21 protein-coding genes are annotated in these 21,285 nt (G+C 40.9%); 15 read left to right on the top strand and 6 right to left on the bottom strand.

The window, feature by feature from the left end; translation table 11 throughout:
• Positions 1–436 precede the first annotated feature (436 nt).
• The 7 genes from BV372_RS33365 (at position 437) to BV372_RS33335 (ending at position 10,421) form a co-directional block, all read left to right on the top strand.
• On the top strand, positions 437–1,051 hold the full coding sequence (locus tag BV372_RS33365) for a cysteine hydrolase family protein (protein ID WP_086691589.1): 615 nt from the start codon (positions 437–439) through the stop codon (positions 1,049–1,051).
• Positions 1,052–1,333: 282 nt separating this feature from the next.
• Positions 1,334–2,788, top strand: coding sequence for an ATP-binding protein (locus tag BV372_RS33360; RefSeq protein WP_086691587.1), 1,455 nt, complete (start codon positions 1,334–1,336; stop codon positions 2,786–2,788).
• A gap of 131 nt (positions 2,789–2,919) precedes the next feature.
• A complete protein-coding gene (locus BV372_RS33355; RefSeq protein WP_086691585.1) occupies positions 2,920–6,702 on the top strand; it encodes a carbamoyltransferase C-terminal domain-containing protein in 3,783 nt (1,260 codons plus the stop codon).
• 342 nt (positions 6,703–7,044) lie between these two features.
• Positions 7,045–9,213, top strand: coding sequence for a DEAD/DEAH box helicase (locus BV372_RS33350; RefSeq protein ID WP_086691584.1), 2,169 nt, complete (start codon positions 7,045–7,047; stop codon positions 9,211–9,213).
• Between the two features lie 137 nt (positions 9,214–9,350).
• Positions 9,351–9,554: a hypothetical protein gene (locus tag BV372_RS38270; RefSeq protein WP_179198322.1), complete on the top strand. Its 204-nt coding sequence runs from the start codon at positions 9,351–9,353 to the stop codon at positions 9,552–9,554.
• A 263-nt stretch (positions 9,555–9,817) separates the two neighbouring features.
• Positions 9,818–10,012, top strand: a complete 195-nt coding sequence (locus tag BV372_RS33340; RefSeq protein WP_256973604.1) for a type II toxin-antitoxin system RelE/ParE family toxin — start codon at positions 9,818–9,820, stop codon at positions 10,010–10,012.
• Between the two features lie 100 nt (positions 10,013–10,112).
• Entirely contained in the window at positions 10,113–10,421 is a 309-nt protein-coding gene (locus BV372_RS33335) for a HigA family addiction module antitoxin (protein WP_086691580.1), read from the top strand.
• Positions 10,422–10,565: 144 nt separating this feature from the next.
• Here the strand turns inward: BV372_RS33335 and BV372_RS33330 are convergent, their stop codons facing one another.
• The 4 genes from BV372_RS33330 to BV372_RS33315 form a co-directional block, all read right to left on the bottom strand.
• Positions 10,566–11,609 (bottom strand): WD40 repeat domain-containing protein, encoded by a 1,044-nt coding sequence (locus BV372_RS33330; protein ID WP_086691578.1) that lies wholly within the window; start codon positions 11,607–11,609, stop codon positions 10,566–10,568.
• A 101-nt stretch (positions 11,610–11,710) separates the two neighbouring features.
• Positions 11,711–12,682, bottom strand: a complete 972-nt coding sequence (locus tag BV372_RS33325; protein WP_086691576.1) for a GTP-binding protein — start codon at positions 12,680–12,682, stop codon at positions 11,711–11,713.
• A gap of 36 nt (positions 12,683–12,718) precedes the next feature.
• Entirely contained in the window at positions 12,719–13,630 is a 912-nt protein-coding gene (locus tag BV372_RS33320) for an alpha/beta fold hydrolase (protein ID WP_086691574.1), read from the bottom strand.
• A gap of 22 nt (positions 13,631–13,652) precedes the next feature.
• Complete coding sequence (locus BV372_RS33315; RefSeq protein ID WP_086691572.1) at positions 13,653–14,087, bottom strand: SufE family protein; 435 nt, start codon at positions 14,085–14,087, stop codon at positions 13,653–13,655.
• 181 nt (positions 14,088–14,268) lie between these two features.
• Between BV372_RS33315 and BV372_RS33310 the strand changes: the two genes are divergently transcribed.
• Together BV372_RS33310 and BV372_RS33305 are read left to right on the top strand one after the other, a co-directional pair.
• Positions 14,269–14,472, top strand: a complete 204-nt coding sequence (locus BV372_RS33310) for a hypothetical protein (protein ID WP_086691571.1) — start codon at positions 14,269–14,271, stop codon at positions 14,470–14,472.
• Positions 14,450–14,779 (top strand): type II toxin-antitoxin system PemK/MazF family toxin, encoded by a 330-nt coding sequence (locus BV372_RS33305; protein WP_086691570.1) that lies wholly within the window; start codon positions 14,450–14,452, stop codon positions 14,777–14,779. Before BV372_RS33310 ends, BV372_RS33305 begins: the two co-directional genes overlap by 23 nt.
• Here BV372_RS33305 and BV372_RS36915 read toward each other — a convergent pair.
• Complete coding sequence (locus BV372_RS36915) at positions 14,768–14,917, bottom strand: hypothetical protein (protein ID WP_179198321.1); 150 nt, start codon at positions 14,915–14,917, stop codon at positions 14,768–14,770. The genes BV372_RS33305 and BV372_RS36915 overlap by 12 nt on opposite strands.
• Before the next feature lie 263 nt (positions 14,918–15,180).
• On the opposite strand from BV372_RS36915, the gene BV372_RS33300 reads away from it, so the two are divergent.
• The 3 genes from BV372_RS33300 to BV372_RS33290 are packed head-to-tail and all read left to right on the top strand — an operon-like array spanning position 15,181 to position 17,953.
• Positions 15,181–15,663: a hypothetical protein gene (locus BV372_RS33300; protein WP_086691568.1), complete on the top strand. Its 483-nt coding sequence runs from the start codon at positions 15,181–15,183 to the stop codon at positions 15,661–15,663.
• Complete coding sequence (locus BV372_RS33295; protein WP_086691566.1) at positions 15,663–16,097, top strand: GIY-YIG nuclease family protein; 435 nt, start codon at positions 15,663–15,665, stop codon at positions 16,095–16,097. Before BV372_RS33300 ends, BV372_RS33295 begins: the two co-directional genes overlap by 1 nt.
• Before the next feature lie 44 nt (positions 16,098–16,141).
• Positions 16,142–17,953: an ATP-binding protein gene (locus BV372_RS33290; protein ID WP_086691564.1), complete on the top strand. Its 1,812-nt coding sequence runs from the start codon at positions 16,142–16,144 to the stop codon at positions 17,951–17,953.
• Between the two features lie 253 nt (positions 17,954–18,206).
• On the opposite strand, the gene BV372_RS33285 is transcribed toward BV372_RS33290, so the two are convergent.
• The gene (locus BV372_RS33285) at positions 18,207–18,527 is read right to left on the bottom strand and encodes a hypothetical protein (protein WP_306299029.1); all 321 of its coding nucleotides are present in this window, start codon (positions 18,525–18,527) and stop codon (positions 18,207–18,209) included.
• Positions 18,528–18,684: 157 nt separating this feature from the next.
• Here BV372_RS33285 and BV372_RS36910 point away from each other — a divergent pair, with 157 nt between their 5' ends.
• The 3 genes from BV372_RS36910 to BV372_RS33275 all read left to right on the top strand — a co-directional run bounded on the left by BV372_RS36910 (position 18,685) and on the right by BV372_RS33275 (position 21,212).
• Positions 18,685–18,855, top strand: coding sequence for a hypothetical protein (locus BV372_RS36910; protein ID WP_166507572.1), 171 nt, complete (start codon positions 18,685–18,687; stop codon positions 18,853–18,855).
• A gap of 278 nt (positions 18,856–19,133) precedes the next feature.
• Positions 19,134–19,589: a response regulator gene (locus tag BV372_RS33280; protein WP_086691563.1), complete on the top strand. Its 456-nt coding sequence runs from the start codon at positions 19,134–19,136 to the stop codon at positions 19,587–19,589.
• A 138-nt stretch (positions 19,590–19,727) separates the two neighbouring features.
• The gene (locus tag BV372_RS33275) at positions 19,728–21,212 is read left to right on the top strand and encodes an ATP-binding protein (RefSeq protein ID WP_086691561.1); all 1,485 of its coding nucleotides are present in this window, start codon (positions 19,728–19,730) and stop codon (positions 21,210–21,212) included.
• The last annotated feature ends 73 nt before the right edge of the window (positions 21,213–21,285 follow it).

Here is a 21,285-nt window from a genome sequence, read left to right as displayed (position 1 = left end):
GCAAACGCTACCTTCAGTTCCTCTCAGTATTTTCTCATGAATCATTCCGGATTGCTATATTACGAGTTAATTTGTCAGAGAGCATTAGTATCAAGTTGATAAGAGATCAGTTGCTTATTATCAGTTTTTGTTATTTTTTTATCTGCACATTTTCTATAAATTTGGCGAATAAATAATTGTTGGCAATAGCTAAAATTAAAGTTACATAAGTTAATCTTCATAGAAAATTGGTACGACCATGCCTGAACTTCAAAGAAATTACTGATTCAGTTTAGTAAAAACTATTGGTAAAATTTTGCTAATTGAGGCTAGTGGCGTTTCTTTATTGACTACATGACAAAAGTCTGTAGAACTTGACGCGTTAAACTTGCTTTTCGTGACTTTGATAAAAAGGGAAACCTTCGTCCTAGTTTACATTAGCTGAATAAATACAATAATGGAATCTCACAAGACTGCACTGATTCTGATTGGATATCAAAATGATTACTTTTCACCCAAAGGAATTCTCTATGGCGTAATCGAGGAATCATCTAAGGTGACAAACGTTATCGCAAACACAGTCCATTTGCTTGATTGTCTTGCTTCTACGCCTGCACTGATTATTACAACTCCTATATTCTTTACATCTAACTATGAAGAATTAATCGAGCCGATTGGTATTCTTAAAACGATTAAAGAAGTCAATGCTTTTCAGATGGGAACTCCCGGTTCAGAGGCAATTGAAGAGTTAGACTCTTTCCAAGACAGAATTTTGGAAGTACCTGGTAAACGAGGATTTAATGCATTTATTAATACTAATCTTCATGAAATTCTCAAACAAAAAGGCATTACAGATGTTGTACTAGCAGGTGCTGTTACATCTATATGTATAGATTCAACTGGACGTTCTGCCCATGAAAAAGGTTACCACGTCATAATTCTCTCGGACTGCACTTCAGCTCGTACTGTATTTGAGCAAGGATTTTACTGTGGCAATATTTTTCCCCTCTATGCAGAAGTGATGACTCACACAGAATTACTGAGCCATTTAGCAATCAGAGTTTCGGCTTAAATAATTAACAAATTTTAAAATATTTTTTTGATAAAAATTTTGGCATTAATCAATACAAATAATAACATGTTAGAGTTTTATTAAATATTTAATAAACTTTTTTTGAATGCTTTTAAGTCTCAAACATCAATGTAAATAGCACATTACTCTAAACCTTTATTAATCAATGTAAATTTGAAAAGTAAAGGCATTTAAAGCAAGTGTTTTAATTAGGCATGATATTGAGGCAGAATTCATTCTAATCCTGTCATATCATCCGCATAAAACAGCTTATATATTTCTATGAAACCAGATTTTTTAGCTGATAATGAACTGCATACTCAGATTCAGTACCGTTTAATAGAACAAATTTCAGAATCAGAAAGACGTTATCGAGAGTTAGTTGAAAATCTCCGAGAAATCGTATTTAAGTGTGATAAAGCAGGAAATCTTACACTCTTAAATAAGGCTTGGACACTAACTTTAGGGTATAGTTCCTCAGAATGCTTGAATCACCCAATAGATGACTATCTTCATGCAGAGGATCGACAGCTTTGGCTAAATTTTCTAACTCAAATGCATACTAAACAGGATCTTGCCTGTTGGGAATTACGATTTCATCATAAAAGTACAGAAATTATCTGGCTAGAATTATCAGCTCGTTCTGAAGATGAGGGAGAAATTAGTGGTTCTTTAACAAACATCACCGATCGCAAACGAGCACAAGCTGCACTAAAAGAAGCAAACGAAGCATTACAAATGCGAATTGAGCAGCTACGGTTTGAGAATCATGAACGCAGACAAACAGAAGCAACTCTTTTGCAATCAAAGGAGCAATTGAAGCAGCAAACTCAGCAGTTAGAAGTAACTTTACAAGAACTTAAACAAACCCAAGCTAAACTCCTACACGCAGAAAAAATGTCGAGTTTAGGGCAATTAGTTGCTGGAATTGCCCATGAAATCAACAATCCTGTCAACTTTATTTATGGCAATATAATTCATGCAAATGAGTATATCCGAGACTTGTTAGATTTACTTTGTCTGTATCAGCAGCACTATTCTACTCCTGTGAAGGAGATCCAGGAAAAGGCACGTAAAATTGATCTGAGTTATCTGCTAACTGACCTCCCCAGACTCATGTCTTCTATGCAAATGGGGGCGGATAGAATTAGCGAAATTGTACTTTCACTGCGCAATTTTTCTCGTCTGGATGAGGCAGAGATTAAAGCTGTTGATATCCATGAAGGAATTAACAGTACTTTAATGATTTTACAAAGCCGTCTCAAAGGAGCGAAAGACCGTAGCTCCATTCAGGTGATTAAAGAGTACGGCGAATTGCCACAAGTAGAGTGCTATGCAGGACAACTGAATCAGGTGTTTATGAACTTGCTGAGTAACGCTATTGATGCGGTTGTGACTCGTTGTAAAAGCGAAGCAATCCCCCATCAAATCTCGCGAGAGGGAGATGAGGAAATAGCTTTGTTCACACCGATGATTCGGATTCACACTGAAGTTGTTGGCGAGCTTTATGTGGCAATTCGGATTATTGACAATGGTATTGGCATGGATGAAATAACTAGAAAGCAAATCTTTGACCCATTTTTTACAACAAAACCTGTGGGCAAGGGAACAGGTTTAGGTCTTTCTATCAGCTATCAAATAGTTGTAGAAAAACATAGTGGAGTGTTGGAGTGTTCGTCAGATTTAGGCAAGGGAACAGAGTTTTTAATTCATTTGCCGATTTCGCTTTTACATTAATACTGGATTTTTAAATAATCATTAAAACCATTGAATCTACTAGTGATAGCAATTTGATCAGACCCTTGTGCTGAAAATATTTAGCAGCAATATTTGGTTTAGCGATGGTTATGGAGTGAGGAGATAAAGCAATGACACAATACCATATGGGAATGAATTTAGGGCATGAGCGCTCAGTCGCGATCGCTAAGGATGGTGAAATTGCGGTCGCAATTGAACAAGAAAGGCTCGATCGCCACAAATATAGTCCTGGCTATATGCTCCATGCGCCTGGTGTAGCTGCACAAATGCAGATTCCCGCAGAAGCTATGCGTTACTGTTTGGATACCTGTAATATCACCTTGAGCGATTTGGCCACAATTACTGCCAATATGCCTGGTCACGATTGTGCTCCGGACATTCTTCGTCGAGTACTACCTGCTGAGATTGCAGATAAGGTGATGCGAATTCCCAGTCATCACTTGGCTCATGCCTACTCTGCCTACTGGCCTTCGGGATTTGATGAAGCGTTAATTTTGGCAGTAGATGCTACAGGTAGTACAACACCAGCTCATGATACTGAATCCTATACCCTCTATGAAGGGCGGGGGCAGACAATTACAACGCTGCATAATGAGATGGTTGCGGCGCACTTAGCGCAACTTTCAACCCTTGGCTTTGTTTATGAGTACATTACCCGTAAAGCTGGGTTTGTCACCCAAGTAGGCGAGCGGATTCAACACGCGGAAGCAGGGAAACTCATGGGTTTAGCTCCCTTTGGTGGAGAGCAGCCTAATTGGCACCGTTGGATTCAGGCAACAGAAGATTCTTTTAGCCTCAAAATTTCTGCCTACGATATCTTTTTGGAAGTCGCTGCTTTAGAAAAGTGCTATGACAATGGCGAAGGTAAACCCTACCTACGTCCTTATCTAGTTGACCTAGCCTATAAGGTGCAAAAAGAGTTAGAGCAGGCATTGCAGCATATTGTGACTCTGGCAATCAAACAAACTGGACTGAGAAAACTTTGTATTGCTGGCGGTGTGGGCTTAAACTCCGTTGCCAACTACGAATTGTTGCGGCAGCTCAAACTGGATGATATTTTTATTTTTCCAGCAGCTGGCGATAGTGGGATTGCTGCTGGTTGTGCGCTATGGGCATACAATACGGTAGGCGCTGGACAAAAGCGAGTATCCCTAACTCGGGCAACTCTGGGTCGTCATTACAGTGACGATCAAGTCGCTCAAGCAATTCGACACTTCCAAGACTCTATCGTGGTTGAGCAGTTGACAGCAGAGGAAATGATTTCTCGTACTGCTCAAGTCCTAGCACAAGGCAGTATTGTAGCTCGCTTTGAAGGCGGCACGGAGTATGGGCCACGAGCGCTGGGACATCGGTCTATCATGGCCGACCCTACTTTTAAACGGATGAAAGATATCTTAAATCTTCGGGTCAAGTTCCGTGAGGCATTTCGTCCATTTGCACCAGTCATTCCTCTAGAAGCTGTTTCCCAGGTATTTGAGCAGGAAGTGGCAGCGCCTTTCATGTTGCTTGTATCGCCCATTAAGGCTGAATATCACAATCAGATTCCGGCTGTTACCCATGTGGATGGTACAGGCCGAGTACAAACTGTTACAGAGCAAGATAATCCATACTTTTACCGACTGTGCTACAAACTAGTCGCAGAACGACAGGGACCGCCTGTATTACTGAATACCAGCTTTAATGTAGCAGGGCAACCAATTGTGGAGACGCCATTGGAAGCGATCGCCACTTTCTTGGGAACCGATATTGATTATTTAGCAATTGAGAACGTCTGGATATCCAAAAGCCATGTCCCTGTTCGTAGTTACGAAGAGCATTTGACGAAAGTTGGTGATATTGTGCTGCCACATGGACTTCCCCCAGGTGCTCCTAGTGTCACTGATTTAATGGCAGAGCTAGATCGAGCATTATTCTTTGGTCATACTGTTGGCTGTCCCTGGTCTTTGGAAGAGTTGCAGCTCCTCTCTAAGCAAGGCGCTCAATACAAAGAAACAAGTGTGCTCTTTCCTGAGACTCCTTTTTACGGGAACTTGCAGACAAAGCTTTCTAGAGATGTAATTTTGCTACTTAATCCTCTCAGCAAATCTACCTTAGTAGATCTTAAGCAAAAAGTACCTCCCTCAACCTATTCTTTTGCGGAAGTTAAGCTGTTGTTAGCTGTTCTCAATGCACCTGAGAGTTGGCTAGAACAAATGCGAATTAATCTGCGGCTGACACACTTTGAATTTACACAACAGATTGAATGGGCGAATCAACAACTCCGCATTTATCGGCTAGAATCCGCTGGCTCTTACATCCAACCATTACCCGCAGATTCAGCATTACCCTCAACCTCAAATCAAACTTTTGCGCCTTTTGAGAATGAAAACTTTTCTGCTCGACGCATTCTGCGCAAGTTGTATAAATTTCTACAGCAAGCTGGTTATAACGAAGCTAATATCTGTAAATTGCTAGATCTCACCTCACAGCAACAAATTGAGCCGACATATCTCCACTACTACGATCGCTATCAACTCCCCCAATCCATATTGGCAGATCTGATTCGTCTGTTCTTGCTGCGAGGCGCATTAACGCAAGGCAGATTGCAAGAAATCTTTGGGGATGAAGTATTCTCAACCTTATGTAGCTTGGGTATGTTAATCCAGCGTGGTGAAGATTGGGTTTCACGAGTCGATTTATTTGCTGTTGCTGGACTATATGTGGCTACGGATCATCGCTACATGATCCTGGCAGAAGATCGGGTTGATGAAGACGTTGTGATGTACGTAGGTATGGATAGCATGGGGCTGGTTTACACAGCTCCTCAATATCCAGCTAATCGAGTTTTAGATCTCTGCTGTGGTAGCGGTATTCAAAGCTTAGTAGCAAGTCGTTATACAAAAGAAGCGATCGGAGTTGATATTAACCCACGAGCAATTCGCTTTGCTCGGTTTAACGCTCAACTCAATGGCATATCTAATACTCACTTCTATTTAGGCGATCTCTATGAAGGAGCTTCTGGTTACTTTGATACAATTCTGGCAAATCCTCCCTTTGTTCCCAGTCCTAGTCAGGAATGTCGCTTCCGAGATGGTGGTGTAACTGGTGAAGAAATTCTTGCTCAAATCATTACTGAGAGTGCAAAGTACCTAGCGCCTAATGGCAAGCTGTTTATTGTTTCGGATCTGGTGAATATCCAGCAGTATGAGTCTAAACTAGAGCAATGGTGGCAGGGAGGAGCAGCTCATAAGTTAGTACTGAGTACTGCCGATCGCAATGACATTCTGTTTTCAGTTCCCCACTGTCATACAGCTTTTAATCAAACTTGGGATCAATACAACATTGAGTTAGACCAGTGGCTACAGAATTTCTATACCAGTGGTTTGCGCACAGTTAACTTTGGTTATATCCTAATTTGTCAGGTTGATACTACTCGTACAGGCTCTTATTACAGCCGCACAATCCACAATCCGAATCAGCCAATTCATCAGGATGTCCAAGAATATTTCCAGCAACGACAGTTACTAGAACAACAGCAAATTAGCGATCGCTTTTTGGCTATGTCTCCTGATTTGCGATTCCGTCTAGAAAGTAGCCCCACAACAGGAGAGCGCGAAATCGAGTTATTTTCTCCCAATAACCCCTATTTCACTACTTACCCGATCAGCGAACAAATGTATCGTCTGTTGCAAGATATTAATCGCTCCCAACCTAAATGGGCAGCCTATGCAACGGCGCTTAATCAAGATTGGCTCTATGAATTGATTTACAAGGGTATCATTTACTTAACTCTCGAAGCTCCCAGTGTTAACCGGAATCGGCGATTGAACGATCCACCTCCAACAGATGGGTTAAAAATCGAAGAATTAGAAACTAAAACAACTCCAACCTGCATTTCGTCGTATTTACGTTAAATGGGAAGTTATTGGCTGATTGTCTTTTTCTTACTTATGGCAAATTACATAAATTCTGCATCAGCAACTTTGGCTATCTAATTGGTATGTTTGTTTTACTAGAGCTTATCAGTTTGTGCATATTTACTCCAATATAAAATTTTGAGAGTTTGATACTGTTGTTATTGATATTTGTAATTTTTATCTTAGGTAATAGGTAATCAGTAGCAGCAAGTTAACTATTACCTATTTTTCATGAAAAAATTCATATCAAATTGGGATATGTAGTATTGTTTGAGATTGCTGGAAAATCTGTAAAGACTTTCCATACATCGTCTCTAAAATCTAAACTCCAAAATTGGTATGAGTGATACATTCAATCGGCTTGCCCCCTTTATCCAAGAATATATTTATCATCACAACTGGACTGAATTACGCCCAGCCCAAATTGCAGCTTGTCAAGTTATTTTTGATACTAACGCTCACTTGCTAGTTGCTGCTGCAACAGCAGCGGGTAAAACAGAAGCGGCATTTTTGCCTGTTGTGACTCAATTACACGAAAACCCTTCGGCTACCATAGGTGCGCTATATATTGGGCCGATCAAAGCTTTAATTAACGATCAATTTGAGCGCCTCAACGGTTTGCTAAAAACAGCAGATATTCCAGTGTGGCACTGGCATGGTGATGTTTCTCAAAGTCATAAAAATAAGCTGTTAAAAAACCCTAAAGGCATTCTACAAATTACGCCAGAATCTTTAGAAAGTTTATTAGTTAACAAACATAATGACTTAATTCGCCTATTTGGTGATTTACGGTTTGTGGTGATTGACGAAATTCACGCCTTTATGGGTTCAGAACGCGGTTGTCAGATTATTTGTCAATTGCAGCGTTTGGCTAACTTAACGCAAACACAACCTCGTCGCATTGGTTTGTCAGCAACACTTGGTGATTATTCAATGGCAGAAGAGTGGTTGCGTTCCGGAACTGAAAAGTCAGTGATTACTCCCCAAATTGAAGCAGGAAAACGTCAAATTAAACTTGCTGTAGAACATTTTTATCTCAACGATGAAGTTGATGAATTAGAAGTAACTGTATACGATAGATATCTTTTCAATCTCAGCAACTCTCGCAAGTGTCTTATATTTGCTAATAATCGTACACAAACGGAATCTGTAATTGCATCCTTGCGCCGAATAGCTTCAGAACAAGCACTACCAGATATTTATCATGTACATCACGGCAGTATATCTGCTAGCTTGCGGCAAGTAGCTGAAAATGCTATGCGTGAACTCAATAATCCAGCAGTTACTGCCGCTACACTAACTTTAGAGTTAGGCATAGATATTGGTCATTTAGAAAGAGTGATTCAATTGGAATCACCCCTTTCTGTAGCCAGTTTTTTACAGCGATTGGGACGTACTGGAAGAAGAGGAGAAGCTGCTGATATGCGCTTTGTCTGTGCGGAAACTCAACCATCACCAGAAGCATCTCTACCAGAACAAATTCCTTGGCAATTGTTGCAGTGTATTGCGATTATCCAACTTTATTTAGAACAGCGTTGGATTGAACCAATTAAGCCTGTTAAATATCCTTTGAGTTTGCTATACCATCAGACAATGAGTATTTTAGCAGCAACAGGTGAACTTTCACCTGCTGCCTTAGCTAAACAAGTTTTAAACCTACCACCGTTTGCTGCAATTTCTCCAGAAGATTTTAAACTATTGCTACGCTATTTAATTGATATAGACCATATTCAGCAAACTGAAACAGGTAAATTAATCATCGGGTTAACTGGAGAAAGAATAGTAAGGAAATTTCAGTTTTATGCGGTATTTGCTGACAGTCAAGAATATGTTGTAAAGCAAGGTACAACAGAAATTGGTAGTATTTTGATGCCGCCTGCTGTGGGAAATCAATTTGCCTTAGCAGGGAGAACTTGGGAAGTAGCAGAAATTGACTTTAAAAAAAGAGTGATTTCTGTCAAACCTGTAGAGGGTAAAGCTACAATTTATTGGCGTGGCGGTGGCGGTATCATCCATACCAAAGTTTTGCAACGGATGCGGCAAGTTTTGCAGGAAGACCTAGAATATAGCTACTTGCAAACAAACGCTTTGCAATGTTTACGAACAGTTCGGCAACTGGTAAGAGATGCTGGTTTAGATAAACAGAATATATTGCAATTGGGAAAAGGTAAATGCTGTATCTTTCCTTGGATAGGCACCTTAGCTTACCGCACATTAGAAAGATGGCTTAATTCCTGCTGTAGAGAATCTTTAGAAATCAAAAGTATGGGTGGAATAAATCCTTATTATCTTACTTTGAAATTAGGAAATGATAAATTTAAATACCTTAACCAAGAAATTTCTGCATTGACTGAAGAAAGAATTACGTCGGAATATTTAGTAAGTGAATCTGAAGCGCCAGAATTGCAAAAGTATGATGAATTTATTCCTTACCCTCTATTACGAAAGGCTTTTATTAGCGATTATTTAGATATTGAAGAATTAAAGCAACAAGTGGCACAGTGGTAGCTGGAAAAAATTCTTGTAGTCAGGACTTTAGTCTTGATTTTAAGGACTGAAGTCCTGACTACGATCAAAGAGGTAACTTGCCTTGTAGTAAATGAAATTTAGACTGAACGCAATTACCACAATTGCAACCAGCGTGATTGACAATTACATTAGATGCTGGAGTTAATTTTGGGACTACTAATTCGGAAATGGGTTGTGCAGATGCTACCATCATGATTTGTGTAGCAGGTGCAGATTTTAAACTGGATGCCTGTGCTGGATTTGCGATTAACAGCATAGATGCAAGAAAGAGCGGAAAAGCAATTAAAATCCGTTTGAGTATTTTCATAGTTCACAAATAAAGACTGCTGGTGATACAGCATAGCCAATAAATTGGCTACGTTCAACCGCGATTACTGAGATAAATGACTGGTGAATTTCTTAATTAGTGCCCATTGTCACTGATTGTCTTCAAGTAAAAGGCCGGGAAACCCCGCCCCAAAGATAAAATTTGCTATGGCAGAAAGGCTCGATTTCATAAATTCGACTTTTTAAGAGCCACTTTGAAAGCTCTAGTTCTAATATATACTAACGTTTGACGATAGTAACGCGAAGCGATAGAATTGTGATTGTCAGTTTCAAATCTGAAGAGACAAAGCTGATCTTTGCAGGCTTTACATCTTCTCAGTATCCACCGAATATCCAAAAAAATGCTTTACGAAAACTGCTGATTCTTGACGCAGCAACATCAATTAACGACTTGTGTGTTTCACCTGGTAATCGCTTAGAAAGGCTAGTTAGCGACATAAAAGGACAGTAGATTATTCGGATTAATGAACAATGGCGAATCTGCTTTGTGTGGACAGAGGAAAATAATGCTTCGGAAGTTGAAATAGTAGATTACCACTGACTAAAAAATCATGATGAATGACCGTCTACCAAAGATCTATCCCGGCGAAATTCTGCAATTAGAATTTTTGGAACCACTAAATATCACACCTTATAGATTGAGCAAAGATATCGGTGTTTCTCAGACACGGATTAGCGAAATTTTATCAGGAAAACGCAGTATTACAGCAGATACAGCTTTGCGACTATCTCGCTATTTTGGTAACAGCGCTCAGTTTTGGTTGAATTTACAAACGCAATATGATTTACGTCAAGCTATGGAAGAAAATGCAGAAGTTTACAATCAAATTTCTCAACTTTCCTGTAATGATGTAGCCTAATAGATGCTTTAGAGGCTGTTAATTAAAACAATATGCAAATGGTAGGAAACATCCAAAAGCTTTCGGTAAAACAGACATATTATCGGTGTTCCCTACTTGGCGGATAGTTGATTTTTTGGTATTCCCTGATGTCTACCAAAATTGTTAATCCGGCAATACTTTTGACCAAATCAGTAATTCTCCTTGTTCACCACCAGCGGCCAGGTAATTACTTTGAGGATGCCAAGCTAGACAGGAAAACCCTGCTGATACACCTGTAAGAATTTGGCTGACTTCTTGGGCTTTATCCCACAAACACAGCCAGCCGTCAGCAGCGGCGGATGCAAGTAGGAAGCTTTGAGGCGCAAAAGCGATCGCAGATATTACCTCAACATGATTAGTCAAAACTCGTGCTTCCCATCCTAAAGAATCATCTTCTAGCTTTTCCCAAACTACAATACCTTCAACGCTGGAGGATGCCAAAATCGGTGCGCCTAATTGAGTAGTAGCTTCTGACCATGCTAATTGGCGAATTTTCCCAGGAAAGCCACGCATAATCCAAGGGTCAGGGTTACCCCAATCCAAAACGGTAACACTACGATCCATATTGCCAGAAGCAAGATATTTGCCATCAGGAGACCAAGCCATAGCTACACTGACGGTAGGCATGGATAAAATGTATGGTTCATCATCCCAGTCTTGAGTTTGCCAAATCTTAACTCCTTGATAACCACTAATGGCTAGGTATTGCCCATCCCTACGCCAATCAATATTTAATACTGATGAGTTATCGAAATTCAACGTAACGACAATCTCATTTGTGTCTGCATCCCAAACTTGGACATAACGCCCCAAACTAAAAGCTAGTTGATTACTGGTATGACTCCAAGCTAGCTTGTCAACCCATGCAGGGGTATTCTCCAAAGTGGCGATTAATTCATTACCTTGCCAAATTTTTACCTGTCCATCTTGTCCCCCAATGGCTAAAAATTTCCCATCTGGGGAGAAGGCGATGCAATCTGCTGATTTACCATTACCAGCTTGCAAGGTTGTTAAGTCGCCATGATTCCACAGTACTACTTCTCCAGCGGCAGACGTTGCTGCTAAGTTTGTACCATCAGGCGACCAAGCGATCGCAGTTACATAATCTGAAAGTAATCCCGAAGAGTGTTCTTCAAATTCCTGGGCTTTGCTAGTTGTAAAGTTCATAGTATGTTAAAAGTTCTTTGTGTCTTTGTGACTTTGTGGTTAAAAAAGAGTTTTGAACCACAAAGTCACAGAGACATAGAGGGAAAATGCAAAGTATTTTTTTAGGCTAGACAAGCAAGAAAATCTTGTTTGAGTTTGGCTTCATCAAGATTACGACCGATGAAGACTAGTTCGTTTTTAGGGGTTTCGTTGGGTTTCCAAGGGCGATCGGGTCTGCCATCAAATATCATATGCACTCCTTGGAACACAAAGCGATTATCTTCCCCAGCAATATTTAAAATGCCTTTCATACGGAAAATATCGGGCCCTTGGGTACGTAGTAACTCGGTCATCCAAGCATTTAATTTTTGTCCATCAATTGCGCCTTTTTCTACCAAAGCCACAGAATAGACAGTTTCATCATGTACGTGGGCATCTTCACCTAAGAAATTGGGGTCAATTTCCAAAGCGCGATCCAGATCAAAGGCTTTCACACCCAATAGGGCATCCATTGATAATTCAGAATTACGGGTACGGTAGATTTTAGCTAATGCATTCATCCCCCGAATCCGCTTTTCTAATTCTTCTAATATATCTGACGTTACTAAATCAGTTTTATTCAGTAAAATTACATCGGCAAAAGCAATCTGTTCTTGGGCTTCATCCGCCTCCCAATGCTGCCAGATATGCTTGGCATCAACAACAGTTACCACCGCATCTAAAGACAGTTGATTTTGCATATCTTCATCGACAAAGAATGTTTGAATGACTGGTGCAGGATCGGCTAAACCAGTAGTTTCAATTACTAAATGGTCAAACTTATCGCGCCGCTTCATCAAATTGCCGATGATGCGAATCAAGTCGCCCCTGACTGTACAGCAGATACAGCCATTATTCATCTCAAAGATTTCTTCATCTGCATCGATAACTAATTGATTATCAATGCCCACTTCCCCAAATTCATTGACGATGACAGCGACTTTCTTACCGTGTTCGTAGGTGAGGATGTGATTTAGTAAGGTGGTTTTACCTGCACCGAGATAACCAGTCAAGACGGTTACAGGTACTGATTTGGATGTTTCGGCAGAGATCATAATCTCAAGGCAACTTTATTGATAATTATTGCCTGCCTATGATAGCGCTTTTAAAAAAGGTAGCACGGCTTCTAAAACCTCTGCTGGGTATTCCTCATGCAGACCCAAAGAACCAGGAAGCACAACGCTGCTAACTCCTAGTAATGCCGCCATAGCCTGCATTTCTGCTTTTGATTTAGGTGGACTGGATTCGGCAATTATCACCATGAGTGGCACAGATAGCGATCGCATTAATCCCAGAAAATCAGATTGCTCGTGTACCGCATCAATATTACCAGTCACAAAGGCAGCAGAAGCAAATCGCGCTCCTGGTTTTTGCGTTGTTTGCCACTTCTTTTCCATGAAACTGGGGGTAAGTCTCGCCGCATCGACAAAGACATGGCGGCGGTACATAAAATTTAAGAAAGATGGCAGGGTATTGAGTTTGTAGAGAAATTGACCAACAATAGGCGATCGCACCAATCCTCTGACCATACCCGCTAGCTGTGGATTTGCCCCCATTGTCGGCAAAGGGCCACGCCAAGTAGGAGCGACTAAGACAATTTTGGCGAAAGCAGTAGGCTGTTTTACAGCTAATTTCAACACATAACTAGCAGCATGACCAGCCGCTAAGACATTAATTGCTGTATTAAACACAGATTGCACAAAATCTGCTAAAAATTGCTCATATAGCTCTGGACGATAATCTAAACTGGGTCGAGAAGATTCACCAAAACCAGGCCAATCTACTGCTACAACTTGAAAGTGGGGAGCTAGTAACCTAGCAAGTTCGCCCATTTCTTCACGGCTGGAAACGCTGCTGAAAGCTGGTAGTAGCAATAAAGGTGAACCTTGACCAAGGGTTTCGTAAACCACCCTTAATGTTTGATTTTCCCAATTCCAGAGAAATTCTTGAACTACTCCACCAAATCCGACAGCATCATCAGTTGATAATAAATTGGTAGACATGAGTTTTACTCAGCACTCACTACTACTGTTCTAATTTACATTCCAACGCTTTTTTTTGCATTGTTTTAAAAATGTTATAAAAGCCGTTGGCGCGCGAAGGGGTCAGGCTGACATTTAAACCAGTTGCTTGAATAAAATCTGGTGCGAGTTGGACAATTTCTGTGGGAGATAGACCGTTTAAACCTTCAATCAACAGAGCTACTAATCCCTTGGTTAACTGGGAATCTGAATCTCCTTGATATTTAACTTTGCCATCATCCAAGGTTGCGGTGACATAAACTTGGGAAACACAACCAGGGACTTTATTTTCTGCTACCTTGTCAGCTTCTGGGAACGCTGGGAGCTTTTGAGCGTACCAGATGAGTTGTTCGTAGCGTCGCTTTGGGTCGGAAGCGCGTTGAAAGCGCTGGACAATTTTGGCGAGAGCAGGTGGTAAAGAATCTATAGAAGAGGACATAACATAAGCTGCGAATATTTCAGTCTCATCTTGAGTGTAATTTATCTAGAGAGCGATCGCGTTTGTCATGAACAGGTTGATGAGTTAGCAATGACAAGCTTGTTCAGCAACTTGTATATGGGGTGATCGCAAGATCAGGTATCCAAGCATAAAATCAAAGCATAATCCTAACTAAAGAGATATGCTAAAAACACTTTGGGCTACTGTTCGACAAGGAAAAATAGAACTGCTGGAGTCAGTAGAGCTACCTGAAGGCACAAGAGTATTAGTAACACTGCTTCCTGATGATGAAGCCGAGTTTTGGCTGCAAGCCAGTCAATCATCTGTTGATGCGGTTTGGGACAACACTGAGGATGATATCTATGCCGAGCTACTCCAAAAATGACATCATTTTAGTTCAATATCTCTTTTCGGACTTGTCCCGTTCAAAAGTAAGACCCGCAGTTGTCGTCAGTGCGCCACATACATCGCAAGATATCATGATCGCACCGTTGACAAGCAAAACTACATCGTTACTGAATGGTGAGTTTGTCTTATCTGAATGGAAAGCAGCAGGACTAAATGTGGCTACAGCAGTCAAGCGAGGACTATATACTGTGCATGAGAGTTTGGTTGTAGCGACGATTGGTAAATTGGCTGATATTGATGCCGAGCAGTTAGAACAATCACTACGAAGTTGGCTAGGGTTGTGATGCAAACAGCACTATTACTAAATATTCTAGAGTGCGATCGCGTTTGTTATAAGCAGGTCTATGAGCTAGCGATGACAAGCTTAGTGAACAGGCTGATTGCAAGTTAGGTGATTCTTGATGAATAAGTTTGTTGAGCATAATTTAGTGCGATCACATCAAAACCCCCGGAGATTGCAAACAATACGAATACAACGTTAAGAACATTTGTGTAAATTCTTATATTTAATATTTCTTAACAACTGGACTAGCTACAGGCGTATTTGTGGCATCTAGAGTGCGTCTTAGTAAAGGACGCAGAGATTTTGGCATATTGCGCTACATTCTGGTGCCGTATAAATTGAAAACAGACAAAGCTGCACTCGGTATAGAGGCGGCGGAGTACGGAAAAGGATAAAAATATAATGACAAGATCGTTCAACACTCGCTGGAGTGCTGTGCTTGAAATGCAGCAGCGCCTCAGAACACTAAACCCTGGTTCACCTGAAGCCGAGATTCTTGAACACGCAGTTTCACTCGCTATTAATTCTAAAAGCCAGGAAGAAAACTTCAAGTTTTTTCGCTACGACATCATAAGGAATGCAAGATTCAGTATTCAACGGACAAAGGTTCGGCAGCATCGGCTATGCAGAAAAGTAGCTTTATTTACACCTACATGGAATGAAGAAGCAAGATCCTATTCTTCTTTGGATTTAGAAGCACAACTAAGCATGGTGATTGCTGCATTTGGCAAGAATATGAGCAAATGCTTCGAGGACATGATTAACGGCAAGAGTGTTGCTGCTACAGCATTAGCCTGTGGAGTCTCGCAACGCACTGCCAACAGGTTACGTCAAAAAGTACGCCAAATTGTGCAGACTTACCTAGACTCTCAGGAGAATGCTTGATGTCTCACAGAGGCATTTGCCTTCAAAGCGTTCCGTTTGAACGTTTTGCCTTCCGCTTTACCCCAGAAGTTGTCCGAATCTTGATTCCCAATGATCTTGTTGGAGTTTACCTTCTTTTTGATCAGGGTGAGGCTGTTTATGTTGGCAGATCAGATAACTGTCTCCGCACTCGTCTTGCAAATCATCCCTTTGTTGGACAAGCTTCTTATTTTACCTATGAGATTTGCCATAGTCGGCTACGCGCCTTCTATTTAGAGGCTTACTGGTTCCACCGACTTCAGGAATTTGCTCCACAACGATTGCTGAACTCTATTCATCCTGCTAAACCAGCAAATTGTTCTCAGACTTGTCCTTTCTGTAACTCCAAAAATTCCAAAGCCCTTAAGGTTGCTTTCTCGACGCTAGGCATATTAGACAAACCTTTCAACTTTTAGGCAAATTTGCCGCTTAATTACTTTTAGAAAATCAGGAGACATTTATGGTAAGCCAAGCAACTTCTACCAAATCAGTATCAACTGAAAAAATTCCCATCGTCTTAACAGGTCACGCCTTACAATCACTCCGCGACTCTGGCTATAGTTTACCTGCTGCTCTTGGTGAGGTGATCGACAATAGCTTAGAAGCCAACGCAAATAATATTACTCTGCACTTTGAAGAGTCTAAAGCTAAGTCTGGTAAGAGACACATTCACTGCATCACCATAATTGATGATGGTGATGGTATGGAACTAGAAATTCTACAACGCTATCTCCAGCTAGGTTTTTCCACTCGCTATATGCAAACTGACACAATTGGTAAGTATGGCGTAGGAGCAAAGCTTGCCGCACTTAATTACGGTCAACGCATTGATGTTTGGAGCCGCACGAGTGAAGATGAACCTTGGTATCATGTTTATTTTGACCTAGAACAAGCTTTAGAAGAGGAACAGAAAGGTGAAACTGTTGGTATTGCTCCTCCTGATACTGAACCATTACCAAACAGTATTTTGGCACTAGTTCCTCAAGATAGTGGAACAATCGTACTCTGGTCTAAAGTAGAGCGTTTAGAAGAAGGAAAAAAAGCTCCAGATGCAACGGCACTAAAAGCTGAAATCAAGCATGAATTGTCCCGCATGTTTCGTTACTTTTTACATGATGGTATTAAAATTTGTGTTGATGGAACAAATTTATTACCACACGATCCTCTAATGCTTATGGAGGGTACATGGAATAATAAAGTTCTTGCCGAATATTATTCTCCTTTAATAGAATCTTTTAAGAGAACAGGTAACAAGCCAGATTTTCCACTACCTGAGGTGACTAAAAAACATTTTCCTGCCAAAAGAATTACAAGAGAAGGTGGAGAAGTTATTAAGATCGGACAGTCGTCTTGCAAAGTCACGATTACAGTTTACCCTAGCGAAGTAATTCGTAAGAAATACGAAACAAATAAGAAAGATGAGCTTACTAGAAATTTACGTCTTGAAGAGAATCAGGGAGCAATTAGTTTTGTTCGGTTGAATCGGGAGATTAATTACACTACATTACCTAAAATATTTGGTAAAAGAATTGAGTCCTCTCACCGATTTATTGGTATTGAAGTTTCATTTAAACCAGAGCTTGATGATTTCTTTGGAGTCAGAAATGTCAAGAGGGGTGTAGAGCCATACGATGACTTAAAAGTACAACTTCGTGAGCTTTTGTCTAAATACATTCCAGAAGCAATCAACTGTATTAATGAAGTATGGGGTGAAGTTTCACGACAATCAAATGAGCATCAGGGTGAACATTATCCGCTACTTGAGGCTGTCAAAGAAGCAAATCGGACAATGCCTAAAAGCCGTGTTAAAGCTCAAGTAGAGCCAGAACATAAGGAAAGAATCATTGAAGATTTAGCTAGAGACGCTTTGCCAGGCAACGATGAAAAAAAGCAAGAAGAACGACGGCAGTATCGTGAGTCTATCAAGGATTTACCATTTGTTGTGGAGTCTGTGGACTTTCCGGGCAATTTATTAATTGATACTCAGCACATTGATGGTCAAGTTATTATTCGGATTAATACAAGACATCGATTCTATCGGGAAATGTGGGAACCACTTCGTAGTATAGCAACTGCACCTCCTGAAAACATATCAAGCGATGAAGCAGCAAAAGCGGCTAGACGCTCAATAGAAGCTCTGACGCTGCTTATAATTGCTTATGGCAAGGCTGAGTCAATGGATGAAAATCCCCGTGAACATTTTTCGGAACTACGAAGTGACTGGGGCAAATTTACAGATTCTCTGATGGGCAAGGTGAAGGATGTGATCTAGCTTAATATTTTGAGCAACTAGCTACTGAGTTCTGATAAAGCTAATACACTATTAGCAAAAAGTATTAACTCTGACCGTGATTGCACTTAACAAATGTAAGTATTGGGCAGATTGATGATCTCTCGCTTAATTTAGAGGATGCCTACCGCTGCTGAACTTGGTCGTTAGCTTGCAGTAAGTTGCCCCTTCAACTGAAAAACAGCCCCCAATTATTTGGGGGTTGAAATTGTTGATTACAACAAAATAATGACAGCTATTGCACCATAATTGATCGCACTAAAATGCTCATGACCTCATCAGTATTACCAGTTGGTAACAGGGGACTCCAATCGTTAACCTCAGCATATCTAAGTTGATGCAAAACACGAATTGTGCTGAGAACGGCTTTGGCAGAACCGATGAGTGTATGTTTGATGGGTTCTCTTTGTGGAGTTAATTGAGAGGATGTTTGATTCAAAGTCGGGTTGTCATTGGACAAAAAGGCTTGAGCCATACATCGCAGCGAATAATTTGCATTATCTTCTACTAGTGCTTGTTGTTGTTCAAAAAAAGCCTTAGTTTGTAGTTGTGTCATTATTGATTAGTCTCCCAATAGGGGGGTAAATTGGCGATCGCTTTTCCGGTTGGCGCTGGGAGCGATCACCTTTAACTTTTGAGTATATCAATCTAGGGGAACATGGGAATAGGGGAATAGTGATAATGTTCCTCATACGCCATGCCAGAATGATGGGATGGCAAAACCCGAAGATACAGTCAAACTAATAATTGGTAAAGAATTAAAGATCCGTTTCAAGTCCTTGTGCGTCCAGTCAGAAACGGATATGAGCAGTATTGCTAAAGAATTAATTGCAGCTTGGTGTGATGAGCAGGAGCAGAAACTAGCTGCTCAAAAAAATAAGTAAAACTTGTGATAAGTGATTTGCCGCAGTGCGATCGCATTTTCAATAAACTTGGTGCTGTTAACTTGAAACCATAGCAAATTCAGCAAAGTATGTGGCTTGCCGTTGTAGCAGCGGCTGTGCAGTGGTAAATATCCTGTACTTTGTTATCTAATGGTGAAGCTATCATGCTGCAAAGCTACAATAATTTTGCAATTGCACCTGCTGAATGTGGGTTCAAACTTCTGCAAGTAGAAAATTTTGTTTATGAGGCTCAACCTGGAAGGTAGGAATCAGCAACAATGATGGATCTGAGTGAATATGGAATTTTGCTCGTAGAGGATGACTCAAATGATATCCTGTTTATTCAACGAGCCTTCCGTCAGGCTAAGTTGGTAAACCCAATCCGCATTGTAAAAAATGGAGATGAGGCCATTGCCTATCTTGCTGGTGAAGATGGTTATGGCGATCGGGAAACTTATCCACTACCTGCTCTCATCCTCTTAGATTTGAAGCTACCGCGGCGTTCTGGGTTAGAAGTCTTAGAATGGTTGCGGCAGCAACCAATACTCAAGCGCATTCCCGTTGTGATTCTCACATCCTCAAGAGAAAGCATTGATGTAGACCGTGCTTACGATATTGGTGTAAATTCTTACCTGCTCAAACCAGTCAAGTTCCCCGCACTGATTAAAATGGTAGAAGCGCTTGACAGTTATTGGCTAAGACTGAATCAGTATCCTTCGATTCTTTCCAGTTGAACAATGCGGTAAAGTGATTTGTAGTCAAAGCGATTGGGGAGAAGCGGCTGGGGAGGTAAACAATTCAAAATAAAGAAATAACTTTGACTATTGCCAGTTGACCCTTGACCTATTGATGCTGATCTCCAGCACAAATTCATGAATCAAGAGCGCGCACTGCAAAGTATTCTGCTGATTGATGACAATCCAGACGATCGCCTTTTAGCCATGCGGCAACTCAAACGAGAGTTTCCCCAAATTCAGGTTGAGCAAGTTGGCAATGCAGAGCAATTTGCTCAAGCACTCCAAGTAGATCGCTTTGATTTAGTGGTGACGGACTACGAACTGCTGTGGACAACTGGGCTGGATATTTTGCACGCAATTAAAGCCCACGATCCCAAACGACCGATCATCATGTTTACCAACTCCGGCACTCAAGAGATTGCGGTAGCAGCGATGAAAGCTGGGTTAGATGATTATGTTGTCAAATCACCAAAACACTTTATCCGCTTGCCCCAAGTCGTGCGTATAGTTTGGCAAAATGCCCAAATTCGCAACCGAGCTGCACAATTGGAACTTCAGCTTGAATCTTTGCTCGATCGACTGCATGTGGGAGTGTTTCGTGCTACTCCAGATAGAGAACTGCTAGAAGCTAACAATGGCTTTTTGGAATTACTGGGTTTGGAAACATTAGAAGCAGCGCAAACATTTTTTCGACAGCAACCAGAGCTAAATGTCAAAAGGGGGACACCAGGCCAACAGTGGGAGTATGAAGCACAACTTCACTACCCTCATGGCAAGAAAGTTTGGGTTCGTGTCAGTGAAACTTTAATTGATATTAATGGCAGAACTCTAATTGATGGGTTGTTAAACGATATTACGGAAGCTAAACAAGCAGAAGCTGACATTCAAAAGCTCAATCAAACCTTAGAACGCCGGGTTCAAGAACGGACTTCCCAGCTAGAGGCGGCTAATAAAGAACTAGAGACTTTTGCTTATTCCATCTCTCACGATTTGCGAGCGCCTATTCGTCAGATAGGCAGTTTCACTACATTGCTCAAGCAACATTTAGAATCAGCAATTGGCGATGAAACTGTTCTGCACTACGTTCAAGTTATGGAACAGCTAACTGCTCAAGCAGGGAAGATGATTGATGATTTACTAGAGTTTTCGCGGACTGGAAGGACGGAGCTTCAGTACGTAACTGTTGACATGAATAGTTTAGTAAATCAGATAAAACAGCAGATGGAGTTGGAAAATCCCCAACGAATTATTACTTGGCAAATTGCGACACTACCAGATGTAAAAGGCGATCGCAACTTATTGCGTCAAGTCTGGCAAAATTTGATCGAGAATGCGGTTAAGTATAGCAGCCGCCGCGATCGCTCCGAAATTGGGATCGGCGCTCAGGACGGTGAGCAAGAGATAATTTTCTTTGTGCGAGACAATGGTGTTGGCTTTAATATGCGATATATCAATCGCCTTTTTGGCGTCTTTCAACGTCTTCATAGCGACCAAGAATTCAGTGGAATAGGTATTGGACTGGCTAATGTCCAGCGGATTATTCACCGTCATGGTGGCAGAGTTTGGGCAGAAGGAACAATCGATGTCGGTGCAAATTTCTATTTTTCAGTCCCTAAATAGCAATCTATAGAAATCCGGTTTGATTCTTGAAAAAAATCCGTACACTTTAATCTTAAGTGTAGGGTGGGCATTG

The organism is Nostoc sp. T09 (genome assembly GCF_002154695.1).
Taxonomy (GTDB): Bacteria; Cyanobacteriota; Cyanobacteriia; order Cyanobacteriales; family Nostocaceae; genus Aulosira.
This window is presented reverse-complemented; position numbering and strand designations above follow the sequence as displayed.

Excerpts from the sequence above, each read along its gene's own strand:
- BV372_RS33365 (WP_086691589.1), top strand. The coding sequence starts at position 437 with ATGGAATCTCACAAGACTGCACTGATTCTGATTGGATATCAAAATGAT.
- BV372_RS33360 (WP_086691587.1), top strand. The coding sequence starts at position 1,334 with ATGAAACCAGATTTTTTAGCTGATAATGAACTGCATACTCAGATTCAG.
- BV372_RS33355 (WP_086691585.1), top strand. The coding sequence starts at position 2,920 with ATGACACAATACCATATGGGAATGAATTTAGGGCATGAGCGCTCAGTC.
- BV372_RS33350 (WP_086691584.1), top strand. The coding sequence starts at position 7,045 with ATGAGTGATACATTCAATCGGCTTGCCCCCTTTATCCAAGAATATATT.
- BV372_RS33335 (WP_086691580.1), top strand. The coding sequence starts at position 10,113 with ATGATGAATGACCGTCTACCAAAGATCTATCCCGGCGAAATTCTGCAA.
- BV372_RS33330 (WP_086691578.1), bottom strand. The coding sequence starts at position 11,609 with ATGAACTTTACAACTAGCAAAGCCCAGGAATTTGAAGAACACTCTTCG.
- BV372_RS33325 (WP_086691576.1), bottom strand. The coding sequence starts at position 12,682 with ATGATCTCTGCCGAAACATCCAAATCAGTACCTGTAACCGTCTTGACT.
- BV372_RS33320 (WP_086691574.1), bottom strand. The coding sequence starts at position 13,630 with ATGTCTACCAATTTATTATCAACTGATGATGCTGTCGGATTTGGTGGA.
- BV372_RS33315 (WP_086691572.1), bottom strand. The coding sequence starts at position 14,087 with ATGTCCTCTTCTATAGATTCTTTACCACCTGCTCTCGCCAAAATTGTC.
- BV372_RS33310 (WP_086691571.1), top strand. The coding sequence starts at position 14,269 with ATGCTAAAAACACTTTGGGCTACTGTTCGACAAGGAAAAATAGAACTG.
- BV372_RS33305 (WP_086691570.1), top strand. The coding sequence starts at position 14,450 with ATGCCGAGCTACTCCAAAAATGACATCATTTTAGTTCAATATCTCTTT.
- BV372_RS36915 (WP_179198321.1), bottom strand. The coding sequence starts at position 14,917 with ATGCTCAACAAACTTATTCATCAAGAATCACCTAACTTGCAATCAGCC.
- BV372_RS33300 (WP_086691568.1), top strand. The coding sequence starts at position 15,181 with ATGACAAGATCGTTCAACACTCGCTGGAGTGCTGTGCTTGAAATGCAG.
- BV372_RS33295 (WP_086691566.1), top strand. The coding sequence starts at position 15,663 with ATGTCTCACAGAGGCATTTGCCTTCAAAGCGTTCCGTTTGAACGTTTT.
- BV372_RS33290 (WP_086691564.1), top strand. The coding sequence starts at position 16,142 with ATGGTAAGCCAAGCAACTTCTACCAAATCAGTATCAACTGAAAAAATT.
- BV372_RS33285 (WP_306299029.1), bottom strand. The coding sequence starts at position 18,527 with ATGACACAACTACAAACTAAGGCTTTTTTTGAACAACAACAAGCACTA.
- BV372_RS36910 (WP_166507572.1), top strand. The coding sequence starts at position 18,685 with ATGGCAAAACCCGAAGATACAGTCAAACTAATAATTGGTAAAGAATTA.
- BV372_RS33280 (WP_086691563.1), top strand. The coding sequence starts at position 19,134 with ATGATGGATCTGAGTGAATATGGAATTTTGCTCGTAGAGGATGACTCA.
- BV372_RS33275 (WP_086691561.1), top strand. The coding sequence starts at position 19,728 with ATGAATCAAGAGCGCGCACTGCAAAGTATTCTGCTGATTGATGACAAT.